The following is a 20,168-nucleotide window of genomic DNA, read 5'->3' on the forward strand; positions in this document are numbered from 1 at the left end:
ACGCTTAAAAGGCGAAGGGTCCGTGCCCTTCGCCTTTCGTCCGATGACGCCTTTAGGGGCTGTTTGGATTCGGACGCATAACAAGATTCCATTAGCCACGCCCGCCGACACCGGGCCAACGAAGACCTTTGAACCATGGCCACTATCCACGTAGACGGCAAAGCGCTCGAAGTCGACGGGGCAGACAACCTGTTACAGGCATGTCTGTCGCTGGGCCTCGACATTCCATATTTCTGCTGGCACCCCGCGCTTGGTAGCGTCGGGGCCTGCCGCCAGTGCGCGGTCAAGCAGTACACCGACGAGAACGACACCCGTGGTCGCATCGTCATGTCCTGCATGACCCCGGCCACCGACAACACCTGGATCTCCATCGACGATGAAGAATCCAAGGCGTTCCGCGCCAGTGTTGTCGAATGGCTGATGACCAACCACCCGCACGACTGCCCGGTGTGCGAGGAAGGCGGTCACTGCCACCTGCAAGACATGACGGTAATGACCGGCCACAACGAGCGCCGTTATCGCTTCAGCAAACGCACCCACCAGAACCAGCAACTCGGCCCGTTCATTTCCCACGAAATGAACCGCTGCATCGCTTGCTACCGCTGCGTGCGTTTCTACAAGGATTACGCTGGCGGCACCGACCTCGGTGTATTCGGCGCCCACGACAACGTGTACTTCGGTCGCGTTGAGGACGGCACCCTCGAAAGCGAGTTCTCCGGCAACCTCACCGAGGTCTGCCCGACCGGGGTGTTCACCGACAAGACTCACTCCGAGCGCTACAACCGCAAATGGGACATGCAGTTCGCGCCAAGCATCTGCCATGGCTGCTCGAGCGGTTGCAACATCTCGCCGGGCGAGCGTTACGGTGAACTGCGTCGCATCGAAAACCGTTTCAACGGTTCGGTGAACCAGTACTTCCTCTGCGACCGTGGCCGTTTCGGTTACGGCTACGTCAACCGCACCGACCGCCCACGTCAGCCGCTGCTGGCCGACGGCAGCAAGCTGAGCCTCGACGCTGCGCTGGATAAAGCCGCTGATCTGCTGCGCGGGCGCAACATCGTCGGTATCGGCTCGCCCCGTGCCAGCCTTGAAGGCAACTACGCATTGCGCGAGCTGGTCGGCGCCGAGCACTTCTACTCGGGTATCGAAGCCTCCGAACTGGAGCGCATCCGTCTGGTACTGCAGGTGCTGAACGACAGCCCGCTGCCAGTGCCGAACATGCGCGACATCGAAGACCATGACGCAATCTTCGTCCTCGGCGAAGACCTGACCCAGACCGCCGCGCGCATGGCGCTGGCCCTGCGTCAATCGGTCAAGGGCAAGGCTGAAGACATGGCCGAAGCCATGCGCGTGCAGCCTTGGCTCGACGCCGCTGTGAAGAACATCGGTCAGCACGCGCTGAACCCGCTGTTCATCGCCAGCCTGGCGGAAACCAAACTCGACGACGTCGCTGAAGAATGCGTACACGCTGCTCCCGACGATCTGGCACGCCTCGGTTTCGCCGTGGCTCACGCGCTGGATGCCAGCGCCCCAGCAGTTGAAGGTCTGGACGCTGAAGCCCTGGAACTGGCGCGGCGCATTGCCGACGCCCTGCTCGCCGCCAAGCGTCCGCTGATCATCGCCGGCACTTCGCTGGGCTCCAAAGCCCTGATCGAAGCCGCCGCGAACATCGCCAAGGCCCTGAAGCTGCGCGAGAAGAACGGTTCGATCAGCCTGATCGTGCCGGAGGCCAACAGCCTCGGCCTGGCCATGCTCGGTGGCGAATCGGTCGACGACGCGCTGCAAGCCGTCATTGATGGCAAGGCCGACGCCATCGTCGTGCTGGAAAACGATCTGTACACCCGCACCGCCAAAGCCAAGGTCGATGCCGCACTGAACGCCGCTAAAGTGCTGATCGTCGCCGACCATCAGAAAACCGCCACCACCGATCGCGCGCATCTGGTTCTGCCAGCGGCAAGCTTCGCCGAAGGCGACGGTACGCTGGTCAGCCAGGAAGGCCGCGCCCAGCGCTTCTTCCAGGTGTTCGATCCGCAATACCTCGACGCGAGCATTCTGGTGCACGAAGGCTGGCGCTGGCTGCACGCCCTACGCGCGACCCTGCTGAACCAGCCGATCGACTGGACGCAACTCGACCACGTCACCGCTGCCGTTGCCTCGAGCACCGCGCAACTGGCCCGTATCGTCGATGCTGCACCTTCCGCTGCGTTCCGCATCAAGGGTCTGAAACTGGCGCGTGAGCCGCTGCGTTATTCCGGTCGTACCGCGATGCGCGCCGATATCAGCGTTCACGAACCGCGCACTCCGCAGGACAAAGACACCGCGTTCGCCTTCTCCATGGAAGGTTACTCGGGCTCTGCCGAACCGCGTCAGCAGGTGCCTTTTGCATGGTCGCCGGGCTGGAACTCGCCACAAGCGTGGAACAAGTTCCAGGACGAAGTCGGTGGTCACCTGCGCGCTGGCGATCCGGGCACCCGCCTGATCGAAAGCACTGGCGATTCGCTGAACTGGTTCGCTGCTGCGCCGCGTGCGTTCAACCCGGCTCCGGGTACCTGGCAAGCCGTGCCGTTCTTCCACCTGTTCGGCAGCGAAGAAAACTCTTCGAAAGCCGCTCCGGTGCAAGAGCGCATTCCAGCCCCTTACGTCGCACTGGCGAAATCCGAAGCCGATCGCCTGGGTGTCAATGACGGTGCCCTGCTGAGCCTGAACGTCGCCGGCCAGACCCTGCGTCTGCCGCTGCGCATCAATGAAGAACTGGGCGCCGGTCTGGTGGCATTGCCTGCGGGCATCGCCGGCATTCCACCGGCATTCGCCGGTCTGTCCGTCGACGGTCTGCAGGAGGCAGCGCAATGACCTGGTTCACCCCTGAAGTGATCGATGTGATCCTGACGGTCATCAAAGCCATCGTGATTCTGCTGGCCGTGGTGGTCGCAGGCGCCTTGCTCAGCTTTGTCGAACGTCGCCTGCTGGGCTGGTGGCAGGATCGTTACGGTCCGAACCGCGTCGGCCCGTTCGGCATGTTCCAGATCGCCGCCGACATGCTGAAGATGTTCTTCAAGGAAGACTGGACCCCGCCGTTTGCCGACAAGGTGATTTTCACCCTGGCACCGGTGGTGGCGATGTCGGCCCTGCTGATCGCGTTTGCGATCATCCCGATCACCCCGACCTGGGGCGTGGCGGATCTGAACATCGGCCTGCTGTTCTTCTTCGCCATGGCTGGTCTTTCGGTCTACGCGGTGCTGTTCGCCGGCTGGTCGAGCAACAACAAGTTCGCCCTGCTCGGCAGCTTGCGTGCCTCGGCGCAGACCGTGTCCTACGAAGTGTTCATGGGCCTGGCCCTGATGGGCATCGTGGTGCAGGTCGGCTCGTTCAACATGCGCGACATCGTCGAGTACCAGGCGCAGAACCTGTGGTTCATCATTCCGCAGTTCTTCGGCTTCTGTACCTTCTTTATCGCTGGCGTGGCCGTGACTCACCGTCACCCGTTCGACCAGCCGGAAGCGGAACAGGAACTGGCCGACGGTTACCACATTGAATACGCCGGTATGAAATGGGGCATGTTCTTCGTCGGTGAATACATCGGCATCATCCTGATCTCGGCGCTGCTGGTCACCCTGTTCTTCGGTGGCTGGCACGGTCCGTTCGGCATCCTGCCGCAACTGTCCTTCGTCTGGTTCGCACTGAAGACCGCGTTCTTCATCATGCTGTTCATCCTGCTGCGCGCCTCCATCCCGCGTCCGCGTTATGACCAGGTGATGGATTTCAGCTGGAAATTCTGCCTGCCACTGACCCTGATCAATTTGCTGGTGACCGCTGCGGTTGTGTTGTTGAACACGCCTGCGGTTGCGGTTCAGTGAGGATTTGACCCATGTTCAAATATATTGGCGACATCGTTAAGGGTACCGGTACCCAGTTGCGCAGCCTGGTCATGGTCTTCGGCCATGGCTTTCGCAAGCGCGACACCCTGCAATACCCCGAGGAGCAGGTCTATCTGCCGCCGCGTTACCGTGGCCGCATCGTCCTGACCCGCGACCCCGATGGCGAAGAACGCTGCGTAGCCTGCAACCTGTGCGCCGTGGCCTGCCCGGTGGGTTGCATCTCGCTGCAGAAAGCTGAAACCGAAGACGGTCGCTGGTACCCGGACTTCTTCCGGATCAACTTCTCGCGCTGCATTTTCTGCGGTCTCTGCGAGGAAGCCTGTCCGACCACCGCGATCCAGCTGACCCCGGATTTCGAGATGGCCGAGTTCAAACGTCAGGACCTGGTGTACGAGAAAGAAGATCTTTTGATCTCCGGCCCCGGCAAAAACCCTGATTACAACTTCTATCGTGTTGCAGGTATGGCAATCGCTGGCAAGCCGAAAGGCGCTGCACAGAACGAAGCCGAACCGATCAACGTGAAGAGCTTGCTGCCTTAAGGAAGAACGATGGAATTCGCTTTCTATTTCGCATCGGGTATTGCTGTGGTGTCCACGCTGCGTGTGGTCACCAACACCAACCCTGTGCACGCCCTGCTCTACCTGATCATCTCGTTGATCGCCGTGGCCATGACCTTCTTCGCCCTCGGCGCGCCGTTTGCCGGTGTGCTGGAAGTGATCGCCTACGCTGGCGCCATCATGGTGCTGTTCGTATTCGTGGTGATGATGCTGAACCTGGGCCCTGCCTCGGTGCAGCAGGAACGCACCTGGCTCAAGCCCGGCATCTGGGCAGGGCCGGTGATTCTCGCCGCGCTGCTGCTGGCCGAACTGCTGTATGTGCTGTTCGCTCACCAGAGCGGTCAGGCCATCGGCCACACCACCGTAGACGCGAAAGCCGTGGGCATCAGCCTGTTCGGCCCGTACCTGCTGGTGGTCGAACTCGCCTCGATGCTGCTGCTCGCCGCAGCCGTCACGGCGTTCCATTTGGGCCGTAACGAGGCGAAGGAGTAAGACATGCCTGCTATCCCTCTCGAGCATGGACTGGCCGTTGCCGGCATCCTGTTCTGCCTTGGTCTGGTCGGCCTGATGGTCCGCCGCAACATTTTGTTCGTGTTGATGAGTCTGGAAGTGATGATGAACGCCTCTGCCCTGGCCTTCATCGTTGCGGGCGCCCGCTGGGCGCAGCCGGATGGACAGATCATGTTCATCCTGGTGATCAGCCTTGCAGCGGCCGAGGCCAGTATTGGCCTGGCGATCCTGCTGCAACTGTATCGCCGCTTCCACACGCTCGATATCGACGCTGCCAGTGAGATGCGCGGATGAACCTACTCTTTCTGACTTTCGTATTCCCTCTGATCGGGTTCCTGTTGCTGTCGTTCTCGCGCGGGCGCTTCTCGGAAAACCTCTCGGCGCTGATCGGTGTCGGTTCGATCGGCCTGTCGGCCATCGTCACCGCTTACGTGATCTGGCAATTCAACGTTGCACCACCGGAGGGTGGCGTCTACACCCAGGTGCTGTGGCGCTGGATGTCGGTGGAAGGCTTCCAGCCGAACTTCGCGCTGTATCTGGATGGCCTGTCGGTGACCATGCTCGGTGTGGTCGTCGGCGTCGGTTTCCTGATCCACCTGTTCGCGTCCTGGTACATGCGTGGCGAAGACGGTTACTCGCGCTTCTTCTCCTACACCAACCTGTTTATCGCCAGCATGCTGTTCCTGATCCTCGGCGATAACCTGCTGTTCATCTACTTCGGTTGGGAAGGCGTGGGCCTGTGCTCGTACCTGTTGATCGGTTTCTACTACAGCAACCGCAACAACGGTAACGCCGCACTCAAAGCCTTTATCGTCACCCGCATCGGCGACGTGTTCATGGCGATCGGCCTGTTCATCCTCTTCCAGCAACTGGGCACGCTGAACGTCCAGGAACTGCTGGTGCGTGCGCCTGAACACTTCAAGGTCGGCGACTTCTGGATCGTTCTGGCGACCCTGATGCTGCTGGGTGGTGCTGTCGGTAAGTCGGCACAGCTGCCGCTGCAAACCTGGCTTGCGGACGCGATGGCCGGCCCTACCCCGGTGTCGGCACTGATCCACGCCGCCACCATGGTGACCGCCGGTGTCTATCTGATCGCCCGTACCCACGGTCTGTTCGCCCTCGCGCCGGACATTCTGCATCTGGTCGGCATCGTCGGTGGTGTGACCCTGGTACTGGCCGGTTTTGCCGCGCTGGTGCAGACCGACATCAAGCGTATCCTCGCCTATTCGACCATGAGCCAGATCGGCTACATGTTCCTGGCGCTGGGCGTTGGCGCCTGGGAAGGCGCGATCTTCCACCTGATGACCCACGCCTTCTTCAAGGCCCTGCTGTTCCTTGCTTCCGGTGCGGTGATTGTTGCCTGCCACCACGAGCAGAACATCTTCAAGATGGGCGGTCTGTGGAAGAAACTGCCGCTGGCCTATGCCAGCTTCATCGTCGGCGGTGCTGCGCTGGCCGCTCTGCCACTGGTCACCGCAGGCTTCTACTCCAAGGACGAAATTCTCTGGGAAGCGTTCGCCAGCGGCAACCAGGGTCTGCTCTACGCAGGTCTGGTCGGTGCGTTCATGACGTCGCTGTACACCTTCCGCCTGATCTTCATCGCGTTCCACGGTGAAGCCAAGACCGAAGCCCACGCCGGTCACGGCATCGCGCACTGGCTGCCACTGTCGGTGCTGATCGTGCTGTCGACCTTCGTCGGCGCCATGATCGTGCCGCCGCTGCACGGCGTCCTGCCGCAAAGCGTTGGCCATGCCGGTGGCGAAGCCAAGCACAGCCTGGAAATCGCTTCGGGCGCCATCGCCCTGGCCGGTATCCTGCTGGCGGCTCTGCTGTTCCTCGGCAAGCGTCGCTTCGTCACGGCGATCGCCAACAGCGGCATCGGCCGTTTCCTTTCGGCCTGGTGGTTCGCTGCCTGGGGCTTCGACTGGATCTACGACAAACTGTTCGTCAAGCCGTACCTTGCGATCAGCCATGTACTGCGCAAAGACCCGCTCGATCAGACCATCGGTCTGATCCCGCGTATGGCCAAGGGTGGTCACACCGCCCTGAGCCGCACCGAGACCGGTCAACTGCGTTGGTACGCTGCTTCGATGGCTGCTGGTGCCGTGCTGGTTATTGGCGCCATCGTGCTGGTAGCGGTCTGATATGAACCTTGCGAATTTGCGAAAGGAAACGAGCCCGTCATGATTCTGCCCTGGCTAATCCTGATCCCCTTCATCGGCGGCCTGCTGTGCTGGATGGCTGAGCGCTTCGGCGCCACCCTCCCGCGCTGGATTGCGCTGTTGACCATGACCCTGGAACTCGCGCTCGGCCTCTGGCTGTGGGCCCACGGTGACTATTCATTCGCACCGGCGCCGGGCGCCGATCCGACCTGGGCGCTTGAATTCAAGCACGTCTGGATCCAGCGTTTCGGCATCAACGTGCACCTGGCCCTCGACGGTCTGTCGCTGTTGATGATCCTGCTGACCGGTCTGCTGGGTATCCTCTCGGTGCTCTGCTCGTGGAAAGAAATCCAGCGTCACGTTGGCTTCTTCCACCTCAACCTGATGTGGATCCTGGGCGGTGTGGTCGGCGTGTTCCTCGCCCTCGACCTGTTCATGTTCTTCTTCTTCTGGGAAATGATGCTGGTGCCGATGTACTTCCTCATCGCGCTCTGGGGTCACAGTTCTTCGGACGGCAAGAAAACCCGGATCTACGCAGCGACCAAGTTCTTCATCTTCACCCAGGCTTCCGGCCTGATCATGCTGGTGGCGATCCTCGGTCTGGTGCTGGTCAACTTCAACAACACCGGCGTGATTACCTTCAACTACGCCGACCTGTTGAAGACCAAGATGTCGATGACCACCGAGTACATTCTGATGCTCGGCTTCTTCATCGCCTTCGCGGTCAAGCTGCCCGTCGTACCGTTTCACTCCTGGCTGCCTGACGCGCACGCCCAGGCACCGACTGCCGGTTCCGTCGACCTCGCCGGTATCCTGCTGAAAACCGCGGCCTACGGTCTGCTGCGTTTCGCCCTGCCGCTGTTCCCGAACGCTTCGGCGGAGTTTGCGCCGATCGCCATGACTCTCGGTCTGATCGGGATCTTCTACGGTGCGTTTTTGGCGTTCGCCCAGACCGACATCAAGCGTCTGATTGCCTTCTCTTCCGTTTCCCACATGGGCTTCGTGTTGATCGGCATCTACTCCGGCAGCCAACTGGCGCTGCAAGGCGCAGTGATCCAGATGCTGGCGCACGGTCTGTCGGCAGCGGCACTGTTTATCCTCAGCGGTCAGTTGTACGAACGTCTGCACACTCGCGACATGCGTGAGATGGGCGGTCTGTGGTCGCGTATCGCTTACCTGCCGGCGATCAGCCTGTTCTTCGCGGCGGCGTCGCTGGGCTTGCCGGGCACCGGTAACTTTGTCGGCGAGTTCCTGATCCTGATCGGTTCCTTCGCCAGCGCTCCATGGGTCACAGCGATTGCCACTTCCGGTCTGGTGTTCGGTTCGGTGTACTCGCTGATCATGATCCACCGTGCCTACTTCGGCCCGTCGAAATCCGACGCGGTGCTGCATGGCATGGACGCGCGCGAACTGATCATGGTGCTCGGTCTGGCGGTGTTGCTGATTTACCTCGGCGTCTACCCGCAACCGTTCCTCGACACCTCTGCCGCCACCATGCATGGCGTGCAGCAGTGGCTCGGCACCGCCTTCACTCAACTCGCTTCGGCCCGGTAAGAGCGCTATGGAATTCACGATTCAACACTTTATTGCGCTTGCGCCACTGTTGATCACCAGCCTCACCATTATCGTGGTGATGCTGGCAATCGCCTGGCGCCGCAACCACTCGCAGACCTTCCTGATTTCGGTGGCGGGTCTGAACCTGGCCCTGCTGTCGATCCTGCCGGCATTGAAAGTCGCGCCTCTGGCCGTGACACCATTGCTGCAGATCGACGCCTTCGCCTGCCTGTACATGGCAATGATCCTGGTCGCCACCCTCGCCTGCGTCACCCTCGCCCACGCGTACCTGGGTGATGGCGGTTCCGGCTACCCGGGCAACCGCGAAGAACTGTACCTGCTGATCCTGATGGCCGCCGCCGGTGGTCTGGTGCTGGTCAGCGCGCAGCACCTGGCCGGTTTGTTCATCGGCCTGGAACTGCTTTCGGTACCGGTCTACGGTCTGGTGGCTTACGCCTTCTTCAACAAGCGTTCGCTGGAAGCCGGTATCAAGTACATGGTGCTGTCGGCCGCCGGTTCCGCGTTCCTGCTGTTCGGTATGGCGCTGCTGTACGCAGACGCCGGTTCGCTGAGCTTCGTCGGCATTGGTCAGGCCCTGGCTGCGACCGGTCTGCCAAGCCCGCTGGCGCAATTGGGTCTGGGCATGATGCTGATCGGTCTGGCGTTCAAGCTGTCGCTGGTACCGTTCCACCTGTGGACGCCGGACGTCTACGAAGGTGCTCCGGCACCGGTGGCGGCGTTCCTCGCTACCGCTTCGAAGGTCGCAGTGTTTGCGGTGATGGTGCGCCTGTTCCAGCTCTCCCCTGCTGCCAGCAGTGGTGTGCTGAGCGATGTGCTCAGCGTTATCGCGGTCGCCTCTATCCTGTTCGGTAACCTGCTGGCCCTGACCCAGAGCAACCTCAAGCGTCTGCTCGGTTACTCGTCCATCGCGCACTTCGGCTATCTGCTGATCGCGCTGGTGGCGAGCAAGGGTCTGGCGGTGGAGGCCATCGGCGTCTATCTGGTTACCTACGTGATCACCAGCCTGGGCGCGTTCGGTGTAATCACCCTGATGTCGTCGCCGTACAACGGCCGCGACGCCGACGCCCTGTACGAGTACCGCGGCCTGTTCTGGCGCCGTCCGTACCTGACCGCCGTGCTCACCGTGATGATGCTGTCTCTGGCCGGCATCCCGCTGACCGCCGGCTTCATCGGCAAGTTCTACATCATCGCCAGCGGCGTCGAAACGCGTCAGTGGTGGTTGGTGGGTGCGCTGGTACTGGGCAGCGCCATCGGCGTGTTCTACTACCTGCGCGTGATGGTCACTCTGTACCTGATCGAGCCAAACCTGCGTCGCCACGATGCGCAATTGCACTGGGAACAGAAGGCAGGCGGCGTGATGCTGCTGGCCATCGCCCTAGTCGCGTTTTTCCTCGGCGTGTACCCGCAGCCGTTGCTGGTGCTGGTACAGCAGGCGGGTCTGGCGGGCTGATTGCTCGGCTGATCTGGCTGGAAATGAAAACGGCACCTTCGGGTGCCGTTTTTTGTTTGTAGCAGAAGTCGAAATCGCGGGCGTTTGTGCTGCCCTCATCGCGGGCAGCGCGCTCCTACAGGTTTGTATGTCTCTCATAGAACCCGGGTGCATCGCAAACCCTTGCAGGAGTGAGCCTGCTCGCGATGGCGTCATGTCAGTTGAAAATGCGTCGGCTGGCCCACCGATATCGCGAGCAGGCTCGCTCCCACATTGGGTCGGTGGCACCCAAGATCCCTGTGGGAGCGAGCCTGCTCGCGAAAGCGGCTAATCAGGCAGAAAAAAAACGGCACCTTCCGGTGCCGTTCGCTTCTCACATTTCCAACATCACTTACGCGCATCCGCCCACGATTTCAGCAGTTCGCTATAGCTCACGGTTTCGCCCTTCGGCTTCTCGTTGGCCAGTTTCGGTTTCGGTGCACCTGGCTGGTCAAACCAGTATTGCGCGTCGCGTTCCGGGTTCATTTTCGGTGCGCAAGTGGCTTGGGCCTTGGATCGTTCGAGGCGTTCCATGATGCGGTCCTGATCCTTGGCCAGGCCGTCGAGCGCCTGCTGCGGGGTCTTCTCGCCGCTGGCCGCTTCGGCGATGTGGCTCCACCACAATTGCGCCAGACGCGGATAGTCCGGCACGTTGGTCCCCGTCGGGGTCCATTGCACGCGGGCCGGGCTACGGTAGAACTCGACCAGACCACCGAGTTTCGGTGCCAGATCGGTCATCGCCTGCGAGTTGATGTCCGACTCGCGAATCGGCGTCAGGCCGACGATGGTTTTCTTCAGCGACACGGTTTTCGAAGTGACGAACTGCGCGTACAGCCACGCCGCGAGTTTCTGTTTCTCGGGCGTGGATTTCATGAACGTCCACGACCCCACGTCTTGATAACCGAGCTTCATGCCTTCTTCCCAATACGGCCCGCGCGGCGATGGCGCCATGCGCCATTTCGGTGTGCCGTCGGCGTTGACCACTGGCAGGCCCGGCTTGGTCATGTCGGCGGTGAACGCGGTGTACCAGAAGATCTGCTGGGCGATGTTGCCTTGCGACGGCACCGGCCCGGACTCGGAGAAGGTCATGCCGGCCGCTTCCGGTGGCGCGTACTTTTTCAGCCAGTCGACGTATTTGGTGGTGGCGAACACCGCCGCCGGGCCGTTGGTGTCGCCGCCGCGGGTCACGCTGGAGCCGACCGGGTGGCAGTCCTCGACGCGGATACCCCACTCGTCCACCGGCAATCCGTTGGGAATGCCCTTGTCGCCGCCGCCGGCCATGGAGAACCAGGCGTCGGTGAAGCGCCAGCCCAGCGACGGGTCTTTCTTGCCGTAGTCCATGTGACCGTAGACGCGCTTGCCGTCGATTTCCTTGACGTCTTCGCTGAAGAATTTGGCGATGTCTTCATAGGCCGACCAGTTCACCGGCACGCCCAGCTCGTAGCCGTACTTTTCCTTGAATTTGGCTTTCAGGTCGGCGCGTTCGAACCAGTCGGCGCGGAACCAGTACAGGTTGGCGAATTGCTGGTCGGGCAGCTGATAGATCTTGCCGTCCGGCGCTGTGGTGAAGGAGATGCCGATGAAGTCCTTGATGTCGAGGGTCGGCGAGGTGAAGTTCTTTCCTTCGTTGGCCATCAGGTCGGTGATCGACTCGGTCTTGCCGTAGCGAAAGTGCGTGCCGATCAGATCGGAGTCGTTGACCCAGCCGTCATAGATGTTCTTGTCCGACTGCATCACCGTCTGCATTTTCTCGACCACGTCGCCTTCCTGCAGCAAGTCGTGGGTGAGCTTGATCCCGGTGATTTCACTGAAGGCCTTGGCCAGCACCTTGGACTCGTATTCGTGGGTGGTCAGGGTTTCCGAAACCACCTTGATGTCCATGCCGCGAAAAGGCTCGGCGGCCTTGATGAACCACTTCAATTCCTCGAGCTGCTGTTCGGCCGTCAGGGTCGAGGGCTTGAACTCGCTGCCGATCCATTTTTTCGCCGCATCTTCATAGGCGTCAGCCCAGGCAGATGCGCTCAAACCGCTGAGTGCCAGCATGGCTGCCAATGAAATGCTATGTCGCAGCTTATTGTTTTTATCGAACATAGAGACCTCCTGTTTAAGTTGTGGAGCCGCGTTGCCGAACGATTCGACTAGCCCCAACGCATCACAGCCAACAGCCACACCAAGGACAACGCGGACGCGACCCAGATGCTCCAGTCGGTGACGCCGATTACCAGCAAGTGCAGGTAGGCGCTGCCGAGAAGACCGATAAACAAGCGATCGCCACGGGTGGTGGCAATCGGCAGAAACCCGCGTCGCAGAATGCTCGGCGAGCGCAATTCCCAAGTGGTCATAGCCACCAGAATCAGACCGATGCCGATGAAGAACGCGGCGGTCGGTGTCGTCCAGCTCATCCATTCCATCATCTGCTCCTCAGACCCGACCGAGGGCAAAGCCCTTGGCCACATGGTTGCGCACAAACCAGATCACCAGCATGCCCGGCAGAATGGTCAACACCCCCGCCGCCGCCAGCACGCCCCAATCGATCCCCGATGCCGACACGGTGCGGGTCATCACCGCCGCAATCGGCTTGGCGTTTACCGAAGTCAGCGTGCGCGCCAGCAGCAGTTCGACCCAGGAAAACATGAAGCAGAAAAACGCCGTGACACCGATGCCGGAGCCGATCAGCGGGATGAAAATCTTCACGAAGAACTTGGGGAAACTGTAGCCGTCAATGTAGGCCGTTTCGTCGATCTCCTTGGGTACGCCGGACATGAAGCCCTCGAGAATCCACACCGCCAGCGGCACGTTGAACAGGCAGTGCGCCAGAGCCACGGCGATGTGCGTGTCGAACAGGCCGATCGACGAATACAACTGGAAGAACGGCAGCAGAAACACCGCCGGCGGTGCCATACGATTGGTCAGCAGCCAGAAGAACAGGTGCTTGTCGCCGAGGAAACGATAGCGTGAAAACGCGTAAGCCGCCGGTAACGCGACGCTCAGGGAAATAACGGTGTTGAGGCTGACGTAATACAGCGAGTTGAGATAGCCGGTGTACCAGCTCGGATCAGTGAAAATCACCTTGTAGTTCGCCAGCGTGAAGTCCTGTGGGAAAAGCGTCAGGCCGCCGAGGATTTCGGTGTTGCTCTTGAACGACATGTTCAGCAGCCAGTAGATCGGCACCAGCAGGAACAGGATGTACACCAGCAACGGGATCAGCTTCTTTTTGCTCATGGCCGGGCCTCAGCGGTTGGCGTCGGAGTGCGTCATGGCGGTATAGAACAGCCAGGACACCAACAGGATGATCAGGAAGTACACCAGCGAAAACGCCGCTGCCGGACCGAGGTCGAATTGCCCTACGGCCATCTGCGTCAACGTCTGACTGAGGAAGGTCGTCGCATTACCCGGGCCGCCGCCGGTGAGCACGAACGGCTCGGTGTAGATCATGAAACTGTCCATGAAGCGCAGCATCACCGCGATCAACAACACGCTTTTCAGCTTCGGTAACTGAATGTGACGGAACACCGCCCAGCCCGAAGCCCGATCGATCCGCGCGGCCTGGTAATACACATCGGGAATTGCGCGCAAACCGGAGAAACACAGCAGCGCCACCAGCGAAGTCCAGTGCCAGACGTCCATCACCAGCACCGTCACCCAGGCGTCCATGGTGTTGGCCGCGTAGTTGTAGCTGATGCCCATGGCGTTGAGGCTGGAACCAAGCAGACCGATGTCGGCGCGGCCGAAGATTTGCCAGATCGTGCCGACCACGTTCCACGGGATCAGTAGCGGAATCGCCAGAATAATCAGCACCACCGACGACCAGCGGCCCTTGGTCGGCATGGTCAGCGCGACGGCGATGCCCAGCGGGATTTCGATCAGCAACACGCAGGCCGAATAGATGAACTGGCGCAGCAGCGAGTCGTGCAGCCGTGGGTCGAGCAGCACTTGCCTGTACCAGTCGGCGCCGACGAAGTAGCGGCTGGACTGGTCGAAGATGTCCTGCACCGAATAGTTGACCACAGTCATCATCGGGATCACCGCACTGAAGGCCACCAGCAAAAACACTGGCAACACCAGCCACCAGGCCTTGTTGTTCTGCACCTTGTTCATAGCTGCGCTTCCTCGTCGCTGACTTCCAGAAGAAATTCATCGGCATAGACCATCAGCCACTGCGCCGGGAAACTGATGTACGCCGTGCCCTGGGGCACCGGTTTGTCTTCGGCCAGCCGCACCTTCAACGGCGCGCCGTCGAGGCTGAGAGTCATGATCTTGTAGGTGCCGAGGTCTTCGACATGTACGACTTTGGCCTGCATGGCGTCGTCAAACGGCTCGTCCCAGACATGAATGAACTCGGGACGGATACCGACCTTGAGATTTTTCCACTGGCCGTGCTCGATATGCCGCTGCAAGGCGTCGGACAACGGCAGGTGCGTCGAGGCGAACCCGACACCGCCAGGCTGCGGCTGTACCTCGATCAGATTCATCCCCGGGCTGCCGATGAAATAACCGACAAAGGTGTGGCTCGGCCGCTCGAACAATTCCCGTGGCGTACCGAACTGGACGATCTGGCCGCCGTACATCACCGCGATCTTGTCGGCAAAGGTCGAGGCTTCCAGTTGGTCGTGGGTGACGTAGACCATGGTGATGTTGAACTGCTCGTGGATCTGCTTGAGCTTGCGCCGCAGCTTCCACTTCAGGTGCGGGTCGATCACCGTCAACGGTTCGTCGAAGAGGATCGCCGATACGTCATCGCGTACCAGGCCTCGGCCCATGGAGACTTTCTGTTTTTCGTCGGCGGTGAGATTGCGCGCTTTCTTGTTCAGCAGATTCTGCAAGTCGAGCACTTCGGCAATTTCCTGCACCTTGCTGTGCACTTTCGCCTCGGCCATGCCCTGATTGCGCAGCGGGAAAGCCAGGTTGTCGAACACGCTCATGGTGTCGTAGACCACCGGGAACTGGAAAACCTGGGCAATGTTGCGCTTCTCCGGGGTCAGGTCATTCACCGCTTTGCCGTCGAACAACACATGGCCCTGGGAAGGGCTGAGCAGGCCGGAAATGATGTTGAGCAAGGTCGACTTGCCGCAACCGGACGGGCCGAGCAAGGCGTACGCACCGCCCTGCTCCCAGACGTGATCCATCTCGCGGATCGCATAATCCTCCGCGCCGCTCGGGGTTTTGCTGTAGCTGTGGGCGAGGTGCTGCAAACGGATTTCGGCCATCAGGCAACCCTCGCGACACGCCGGCCCGGTGCTTGCACCAGACGGCCCTGCGCATCGAAAACGAACAGTTTGTGGGTCGGGATATAAATGCGGATCGGCGCATCGACGTCGTATTCATGAACACCCGGCAAGTGCAGCACCAGCAGAAAATGCTCGTTGCGCACGTGCAGGAAGGTCTCCGAACCGCTGATCTCGGCGACCTCCACAGTCACTGCCAATTCGAGATCGTCGTCGTTGCTCGGCACCAGCGAGATATGGCTGGGACGCACACCAAAACGAAACTCGCCCTCGCCCACCGGGCGCAGATCGACGTTCAACGGGAAATGCACGAAGTTGGCGAAGCTGACTTCGTTGCCGGCGATACGGCCAGGCATCAGGTTGATCGGTGGTTCGGAGAACAATTCAGCGGCGAGCACCGATTGGGGCTGGTGGTAAACCTCGGTCGACGGCCCGCTCTGAATCACCCGGCCTTCATGCAGGATGGTGGTGGTGCCGCCGAGGGCCAGCGCTTCGTTGGGTTCGGTGGTGGCGTAGATGGCGATGGTGTGGCGCAGCTTGAACAGCTCGCGCATTTCCTGACGCAGTTCTTCACGCAGCTTGTAGTCGAGGTTGACCAGCGGTTCGTCGAACAGGATCAGTTCGGCATCCTTGACCAGCGCACGGGCCATGGCCGTGCGTTGCTGCTGACCGCCGGAGAGTTCCAGCGGATAGCGCTGCAGGAACTTCTCGATGCGCAGCATGCGGGCGGTTTCCTGCACTTTGCTGTGGATGATCTCTTTGGCGATACCGGCCTGACGCAGCGGCGAGGCGATGTTCTCGAACACGGTCATGGTCGGATAATTGATGAATTGCTGATAGACCATCGACACGTTGCGCAGGCGCACCGGGCGTTGGGTGACATCGACGCCGTTCATCAGCACGCGGCCGCTGTCGGGCTTGTCGAGGCCGGCCATCAGACGCATGAGGCTGGTCTTGCCGGACAGGGTGCGCCCGAGCAAAACGTTGAAGGATCCGGGTTCGAATTTCAGGCACGCATCGTCGATCCAGATCTGGCCTTCGACGGTACGGCTGACGTGCTCCAGGGTGAGTGACATGGCTCGGCCTTTTTTATTTTTGGAGTCAAGCGACCGGAACAACAGAGCGACATTCGTGCCAGAAATGGCAAGTGCTTGATTCGACATGAAAATCGCTGAAACCGAGGGAAAACGGCGTTCACAGCTGAACACTTTTGAACAGCCGGGGTGATTGACAATGAACAATAGTGAACAACACTCTATGCACTGTTCACACCCGTGTAGGAGCTGCCGAAGGCTGCGATCTTTTAACTTTGATCTTGATTTTCAAGATCAGGATCAAAGTTAAAAGATCGCAGCCTTCGGCAGCTCCTACAGGGGATGGTGGCCTTCATAAGAATAATAAAATCGCTGCACTCAGAGGCTTGCCCCCATGGCCGCACCTGCTTCGCCGCTGTCTCATGACGCGATCGTCCAGACCTCCTGGCAGCGTTGCCGTGCATTCGGCCTCGACCACCAGAGCACTCCGGCCTTCGACCAATTGCCCGCCGCCGGCATTGCGCGGTTGCTCGACAGCCATCATTCGCTGGTGCAGACCACGCATCAGGAAGTCCTGCCCTATTACGAAAACATCCTCAGCAATTCCAACTGCCTGATCATGCTCGCCGACAATCAGGGCCAGGTGCTGACCTCGTGGGGCACGCAACGCTTTATCGAACCGAATCTGGCCCGGGGCTTTCAGGCCGGGGCGAGCTGGATGGAACGCAGCAGCGGTACCAATGCGATCGGCACCGCGCTGGCCTGTGAACAGGCGGTGCACATCGAGCACGACGAACACTTTCTCAAGGCCAACCGCTTCATGACCGGCTCCGCCGCACCGATTTTCGACGCCGAGCGCAAGGTCATTGCCGTACTGGACGTTTCCAGCGACAGCTACCTGCCGCCCTCGCACACCCTCGGCATGGTCAAGATGATGAGCCAGACCGTGGAGAACCGGCTGATCCTCAACCTGTTCCATGGCCAACACTTTCAACTGACCTTCAACACCGGCTTGAACAACCTCGACAGCCAGTGGGCCGGGTTGTTGATTTTCGATGAGAGCGGTCAGGTGCTCTCGGCCAACCGTCGCGCCGACAATCTGCTTGGCGTGCGTTTGTCGCGGGTCAGTGTCGAGAGCCTGTTCAAGGTGTCACTGCTGGAGCTGATCAATCAGCCCGAGGGACTGCCGTTCGCCTTGCAGACTTCCGGCCGCAACCGTTTTCAGTGTTTGTTGAAGCGGCCGAAACAGGCGCCGGTGCAAGCGCGGGTGTTCGTGGCTGAAGACAAGCCTGCGCCCGCCAGCGCGATCAGCCTCAACACCCTGCACTTTGGCGACAGCCGCGTGGAAAAAGCCGTGCGCCAGGCCGAGCGTTTGCTGGAAAAAGACATTCCGTTGTTGATCCATGGTGAAACCGGCGTCGGCAAGGAAGTCTTCGTCAAGGCCCTGCATCACGCCAGCTCGCGGAGCAAACAGGCATTTATTGCGGTGAACTGTGCGGCGATCCCCGCTGAACTGGTTGAGTCGGAATTATTCGGCTATGAGAAAGGCGCGTTCACCGGCGCCAACCAGAAAGGCAGCATCGGCCTTATCCGCAAGGCTGACAAAGGCACCCTCTTCCTCGATGAAATCGGTGATATGCCGCTGCCCACCCAGGCGCGCTTGTTGCGGGTGCTGCAGGAACGCTGCGTGCAACCGGTGGGCAGCAGCGAGTTGTTCCCGGTGGATCTACGGATTATTTCCGCGACTAACCGATCGTTGCGCGAGCAGGTGCAACTGGGCCGCTTTCGTGAGGATCTGTATTACCGCATCGGTGGTCTGACCCTGGAACTGCCGCCGTTGCGCGAACGCAGTGACAAGCAGGCATTGTTTAAACGGTTATGGGAACAGCATCGCGAGCCGACGCAATGGGCGGGGTTGAGCCCAGAGGTATTGGAGCTGTTTGAACGGCATCCGTGGCCGGGGAATTTGCGTCAGGTCAGCAGCGTGATGCAGGTGGCGCTGGCCATGGCCGAGGAACAACCGGTGCGGCCGGAGCATTTGCCGGATGATTTTTTTGTCGATCTGGAGATGGAGCCGGTAGAAACGGCGGCGCCATTGGGGCTGGATTTGAATGATGTTGAAGCGTTGAACCGGGAGTTGAAAGCTTCCGGAGGGAATATTTCCCATCTGGCACGGCGGTTGGGGGTGAGCCGCAATACGCTTTACAAGCGGTTGCGGCAGATTGGCAATTGAAAGCCAGATCAAAAGATCGCAGCCTTCGGCAGCTCCTACAGGGATCGCGTTTCCATGTAGGGGCTGCCGAAGCCTGCGATCCTTTGATCGTTCCCACCCCGTATGGGAACGATCAACGCCGGCGCCTGCTCAGTCAGCCAGACGCCAGGTAGTCCCACCCTTGCCGTCTTCCAACACAACGCCCATCGCCGTCAGCTGATCACGGATACGATCGGACTCAGCCCAATCCTTCCCCGCACGTGCCGCCAGACGCGCGGCAATCAGCGCATCAACCTGGGCCGCATCGACACGCCCTTCAGCGCCTGCCTGCAGGAAATCATCGGCCTCCAGCTGCAACACACCCAAAACGCTGGCCAGCTCTTTCAGGCGCGCCGCCAGACCCGCCGCTGCATCGAGATCGCTCTCGCGCAGGCGGTTGATCTCGCGAACCATCTCGAACAGCACGGCGCAGGCTTCAGGGGTGCCGAAGTCGTCGTTCATCACCGTGGTAAAACGCTCGACGAACGCTTCGCCGCCCGCGGGCGCCACGGCCGGCAGGCCTTTCAACGCGTGGTAGAAACGCTCCAGTGCACCCTTGGCGTCCTTGAGGTTGTCTTCCGAGTAGTTGATCGCGCTGCGGTAGTGGCTCGACACCAACAGGTAACGCACGACTTCCGGGTGGTACTTGTCGAGCACGTCGCGGATGGTGAAGAAGTTGTTCAACGACTTGGACATCTTCTCGCCATTGATGCGGATCATGCCGCAATGCATCCACGCGTTGGCGTAGGTCTTGCCGGTGGCCGCTTCGCTCTGGGCGATTTCGTTTTCGTGGTGCGGGAACTCCAGATCGCTGCCGCCGCCATGGATGTCGAACGTCTCGCCGAGGCAGCAGGTCGACATCACCGAGCACTCGATGTGCCAGCCCGGACGCCCGGCGCCCCATGGCGATTCCCAGCTCGGCTCGCCCGGCTTGGCGGCTTTCCACAGCACGAAGTCGAGCGGGTCTTCCTTCGACTCGTCAACTTCGATGCGCGCACCGATGCGCAGGTCTTCGATCTTCTTGCGCGACAGCTTGCCGTAGCCCATGAACCTGGCGACGCGGTAGTACACGTCGCCATTGCCCGGGGCGTAGGCGTAGCCCTTGTCGATCAGGGTCTGGATCATCGCGTGCATGCCGGCGATGTGATCGGTGGCGCGCGGTTCCATGTCCGGCTTCTGGATGTTCAGGCGCGCTTCGTCTTCGTGCATCGCGGCGATCATGCGCTCGGTCAGCGCTTCGAACGACTCGCCGTTCTCGCGGGCGCGATTGATGATCTTGTCGTCGATGTCAGTGATGTTGCGCACGTAAGTCAGGTCGTAGCCGCTGAAGCGCAACCAGCGCGTCACCAGGTCGAACGCGACCATGCTGCGGCCGTGGCCGAGGTGGCAGTAGTCGTACACGGTCATCCCGCAGACGTACATGCGCACCTTGTTGCCATCCAGCGGCTTGAAGATTTCTTTGCTCTTGCTGAGCGTGTTGTAGATCGTTAGCACGTTAGTTCCTTGACTCA

16 protein-coding genes are annotated in these 20,168 nt (G+C 60.6%); 9 read left to right on the forward strand and 7 right to left on the reverse strand.

Annotated elements, in window-relative coordinates:
- Positions 1-135 precede the first annotated feature (135 nt).
- Genes nuoG through nuoN form a run of 8 tightly spaced genes read left to right on the forward strand, consistent with a single transcriptional unit; the run spans position 136 to position 10,129 of the window.
- Entirely contained in the window at positions 136-2,850 is a 2,715-nt protein-coding gene (gene nuoG, locus VNV36_RS04810; protein ID WP_325716746.1) for an NADH-quinone oxidoreductase subunit NuoG, read from the forward strand.
- Positions 2,847-3,854 (forward strand): NADH-quinone oxidoreductase subunit NuoH, encoded by a 1,008-nt coding sequence (gene nuoH / locus VNV36_RS04815; RefSeq protein ID WP_039763316.1) that lies wholly within the window; start codon positions 2,847-2,849, stop codon positions 3,852-3,854. The genes nuoG and nuoH overlap by 4 nt, the downstream gene beginning before the upstream one ends.
- Positions 3,855-3,865: 11 nt before the next feature.
- Positions 3,866-4,414 carry an NADH-quinone oxidoreductase subunit NuoI gene (nuoI, locus tag VNV36_RS04820; RefSeq protein WP_016775283.1) on the forward strand — a complete coding sequence of 183 codons (549 nt, stop codon included), beginning with the start codon at positions 3,866-3,868 and terminating at the stop codon, positions 4,412-4,414.
- A gap of 9 nt (positions 4,415-4,423) precedes the next feature.
- Complete coding sequence (nuoJ, locus tag VNV36_RS04825; protein ID WP_007951462.1) at positions 4,424-4,924, forward strand: NADH-quinone oxidoreductase subunit J; 501 nt, start codon at positions 4,424-4,426, stop codon at positions 4,922-4,924.
- Positions 4,925-4,927: 3 nt separating this feature from the next.
- Positions 4,928-5,236, forward strand: coding sequence for an NADH-quinone oxidoreductase subunit NuoK (gene nuoK / locus VNV36_RS04830; protein WP_003180046.1), 309 nt, complete (start codon positions 4,928-4,930; stop codon positions 5,234-5,236).
- Entirely contained in the window at positions 5,233-7,086 is a 1,854-nt protein-coding gene (gene nuoL, locus VNV36_RS04835; RefSeq protein ID WP_024013419.1) for an NADH-quinone oxidoreductase subunit L, read from the forward strand. The genes nuoK and nuoL overlap by 4 nt, the downstream gene beginning before the upstream one ends.
- A 39-nt stretch (positions 7,087-7,125) precedes the next feature.
- Positions 7,126-8,658: an NADH-quinone oxidoreductase subunit M gene (nuoM, locus tag VNV36_RS04840; protein WP_325716747.1), complete on the forward strand. Its 1,533-nt coding sequence runs from the start codon at positions 7,126-7,128 to the stop codon at positions 8,656-8,658.
- 7 nt (positions 8,659-8,665) lie between these two features.
- On the forward strand, positions 8,666-10,129 hold the full coding sequence (gene nuoN / locus VNV36_RS04845; RefSeq protein WP_024013420.1) for an NADH-quinone oxidoreductase subunit NuoN: 1,464 nt from the start codon (positions 8,666-8,668) through the stop codon (positions 10,127-10,129).
- Positions 10,130-10,495: 366 nt separating this feature from the next.
- Here nuoN and VNV36_RS04850 read toward each other — a convergent pair whose 3' ends face one another.
- From VNV36_RS04850 to VNV36_RS04875, 6 genes are read right to left on the reverse strand one after another with little or no spacing between them, the layout of a single operon-like run.
- Positions 10,496-12,238 (reverse strand): ABC transporter substrate-binding protein, encoded by a 1,743-nt coding sequence (locus VNV36_RS04850; protein WP_325716748.1) that lies wholly within the window; start codon positions 12,236-12,238, stop codon positions 10,496-10,498.
- Positions 12,239-12,285: 47 nt separating this feature from the next.
- Positions 12,286-12,558: a DUF2160 domain-containing protein gene (locus VNV36_RS04855; RefSeq protein WP_325716749.1), complete on the reverse strand. Its 273-nt coding sequence runs from the start codon at positions 12,556-12,558 to the stop codon at positions 12,286-12,288.
- A gap of 10 nt (positions 12,559-12,568) precedes the next feature.
- The gene (locus VNV36_RS04860) at positions 12,569-13,369 is read right to left on the reverse strand and encodes a carbohydrate ABC transporter permease (protein WP_024013421.1); all 801 of its coding nucleotides are present in this window, start codon (positions 13,367-13,369) and stop codon (positions 12,569-12,571) included.
- 9 nt (positions 13,370-13,378) lie between these two features.
- A complete protein-coding gene (locus tag VNV36_RS04865; RefSeq protein ID WP_325716750.1) occupies positions 13,379-14,245 on the reverse strand; it encodes a carbohydrate ABC transporter permease in 867 nt (288 codons plus the stop codon).
- Entirely contained in the window at positions 14,242-15,354 is a 1,113-nt protein-coding gene (locus tag VNV36_RS04870) for an ABC transporter ATP-binding protein (protein ID WP_325716751.1), read from the reverse strand. The genes VNV36_RS04865 and VNV36_RS04870 overlap by 4 nt, the downstream gene beginning before the upstream one ends.
- Entirely contained in the window at positions 15,354-16,448 is a 1,095-nt protein-coding gene (locus VNV36_RS04875; RefSeq protein WP_325716752.1) for an ABC transporter ATP-binding protein, read from the reverse strand. Before VNV36_RS04875 ends, VNV36_RS04870 begins: the two co-directional genes overlap by 1 nt.
- 352 nt (positions 16,449-16,800) lie before the next feature.
- On the opposite strand from VNV36_RS04875, the gene VNV36_RS04880 reads away from it, so the two are divergent.
- Positions 16,801-18,639: a sigma-54-dependent Fis family transcriptional regulator gene (locus tag VNV36_RS04880; protein WP_325716753.1), complete on the forward strand. Its 1,839-nt coding sequence runs from the start codon at positions 16,801-16,803 to the stop codon at positions 18,637-18,639.
- A 129-nt stretch (positions 18,640-18,768) separates the two neighbouring features.
- Here VNV36_RS04880 and cysS read toward each other — a convergent pair whose 3' ends face one another.
- Entirely contained in the window at positions 18,769-20,151 is a 1,383-nt protein-coding gene (gene cysS / locus VNV36_RS04885) for a cysteine--tRNA ligase (RefSeq protein WP_325716754.1), read from the reverse strand.
- Between the last annotated feature and the right edge of the window lie 17 nt (positions 20,152-20,168).

Origin of the sequence: Pseudomonas sp. (assembly GCF_035554175.1) — a bacterium.
Lineage (GTDB): Bacteria > Pseudomonadota > Gammaproteobacteria > Pseudomonadales > Pseudomonadaceae > Aquipseudomonas.

Excerpts from the sequence above, each read along its gene's own strand:
- nuoG (WP_325716746.1), top strand. The coding sequence starts at position 136 with ATGGCCACTATCCACGTAGACGGCAAAGCGCTCGAAGTCGACGGGGCA.
- nuoH (WP_039763316.1), top strand. The coding sequence starts at position 2,847 with ATGACCTGGTTCACCCCTGAAGTGATCGATGTGATCCTGACGGTCATC.
- nuoI (WP_016775283.1), top strand. The coding sequence starts at position 3,866 with ATGTTCAAATATATTGGCGACATCGTTAAGGGTACCGGTACCCAGTTG.
- nuoJ (WP_007951462.1), top strand. The coding sequence starts at position 4,424 with ATGGAATTCGCTTTCTATTTCGCATCGGGTATTGCTGTGGTGTCCACG.
- nuoK (WP_003180046.1), top strand. The coding sequence starts at position 4,928 with ATGCCTGCTATCCCTCTCGAGCATGGACTGGCCGTTGCCGGCATCCTG.
- nuoL (WP_024013419.1), top strand. The coding sequence starts at position 5,233 with ATGAACCTACTCTTTCTGACTTTCGTATTCCCTCTGATCGGGTTCCTG.
- nuoM (WP_325716747.1), top strand. The coding sequence starts at position 7,126 with ATGATTCTGCCCTGGCTAATCCTGATCCCCTTCATCGGCGGCCTGCTG.
- nuoN (WP_024013420.1), top strand. The coding sequence starts at position 8,666 with ATGGAATTCACGATTCAACACTTTATTGCGCTTGCGCCACTGTTGATC.
- VNV36_RS04850 (WP_325716748.1), bottom strand. The coding sequence starts at position 12,238 with ATGTTCGATAAAAACAATAAGCTGCGACATAGCATTTCATTGGCAGCC.
- VNV36_RS04855 (WP_325716749.1), bottom strand. The coding sequence starts at position 12,558 with ATGGAATGGATGAGCTGGACGACACCGACCGCCGCGTTCTTCATCGGC.
- VNV36_RS04860 (WP_024013421.1), bottom strand. The coding sequence starts at position 13,369 with ATGAGCAAAAAGAAGCTGATCCCGTTGCTGGTGTACATCCTGTTCCTG.
- VNV36_RS04865 (WP_325716750.1), bottom strand. The coding sequence starts at position 14,245 with ATGAACAAGGTGCAGAACAACAAGGCCTGGTGGCTGGTGTTGCCAGTG.
- VNV36_RS04870 (WP_325716751.1), bottom strand. The coding sequence starts at position 15,354 with ATGGCCGAAATCCGTTTGCAGCACCTCGCCCACAGCTACAGCAAAACC.
- VNV36_RS04875 (WP_325716752.1), bottom strand. The coding sequence starts at position 16,448 with ATGTCACTCACCCTGGAGCACGTCAGCCGTACCGTCGAAGGCCAGATC.
- VNV36_RS04880 (WP_325716753.1), top strand. The coding sequence starts at position 16,801 with ATGGCCGCACCTGCTTCGCCGCTGTCTCATGACGCGATCGTCCAGACC.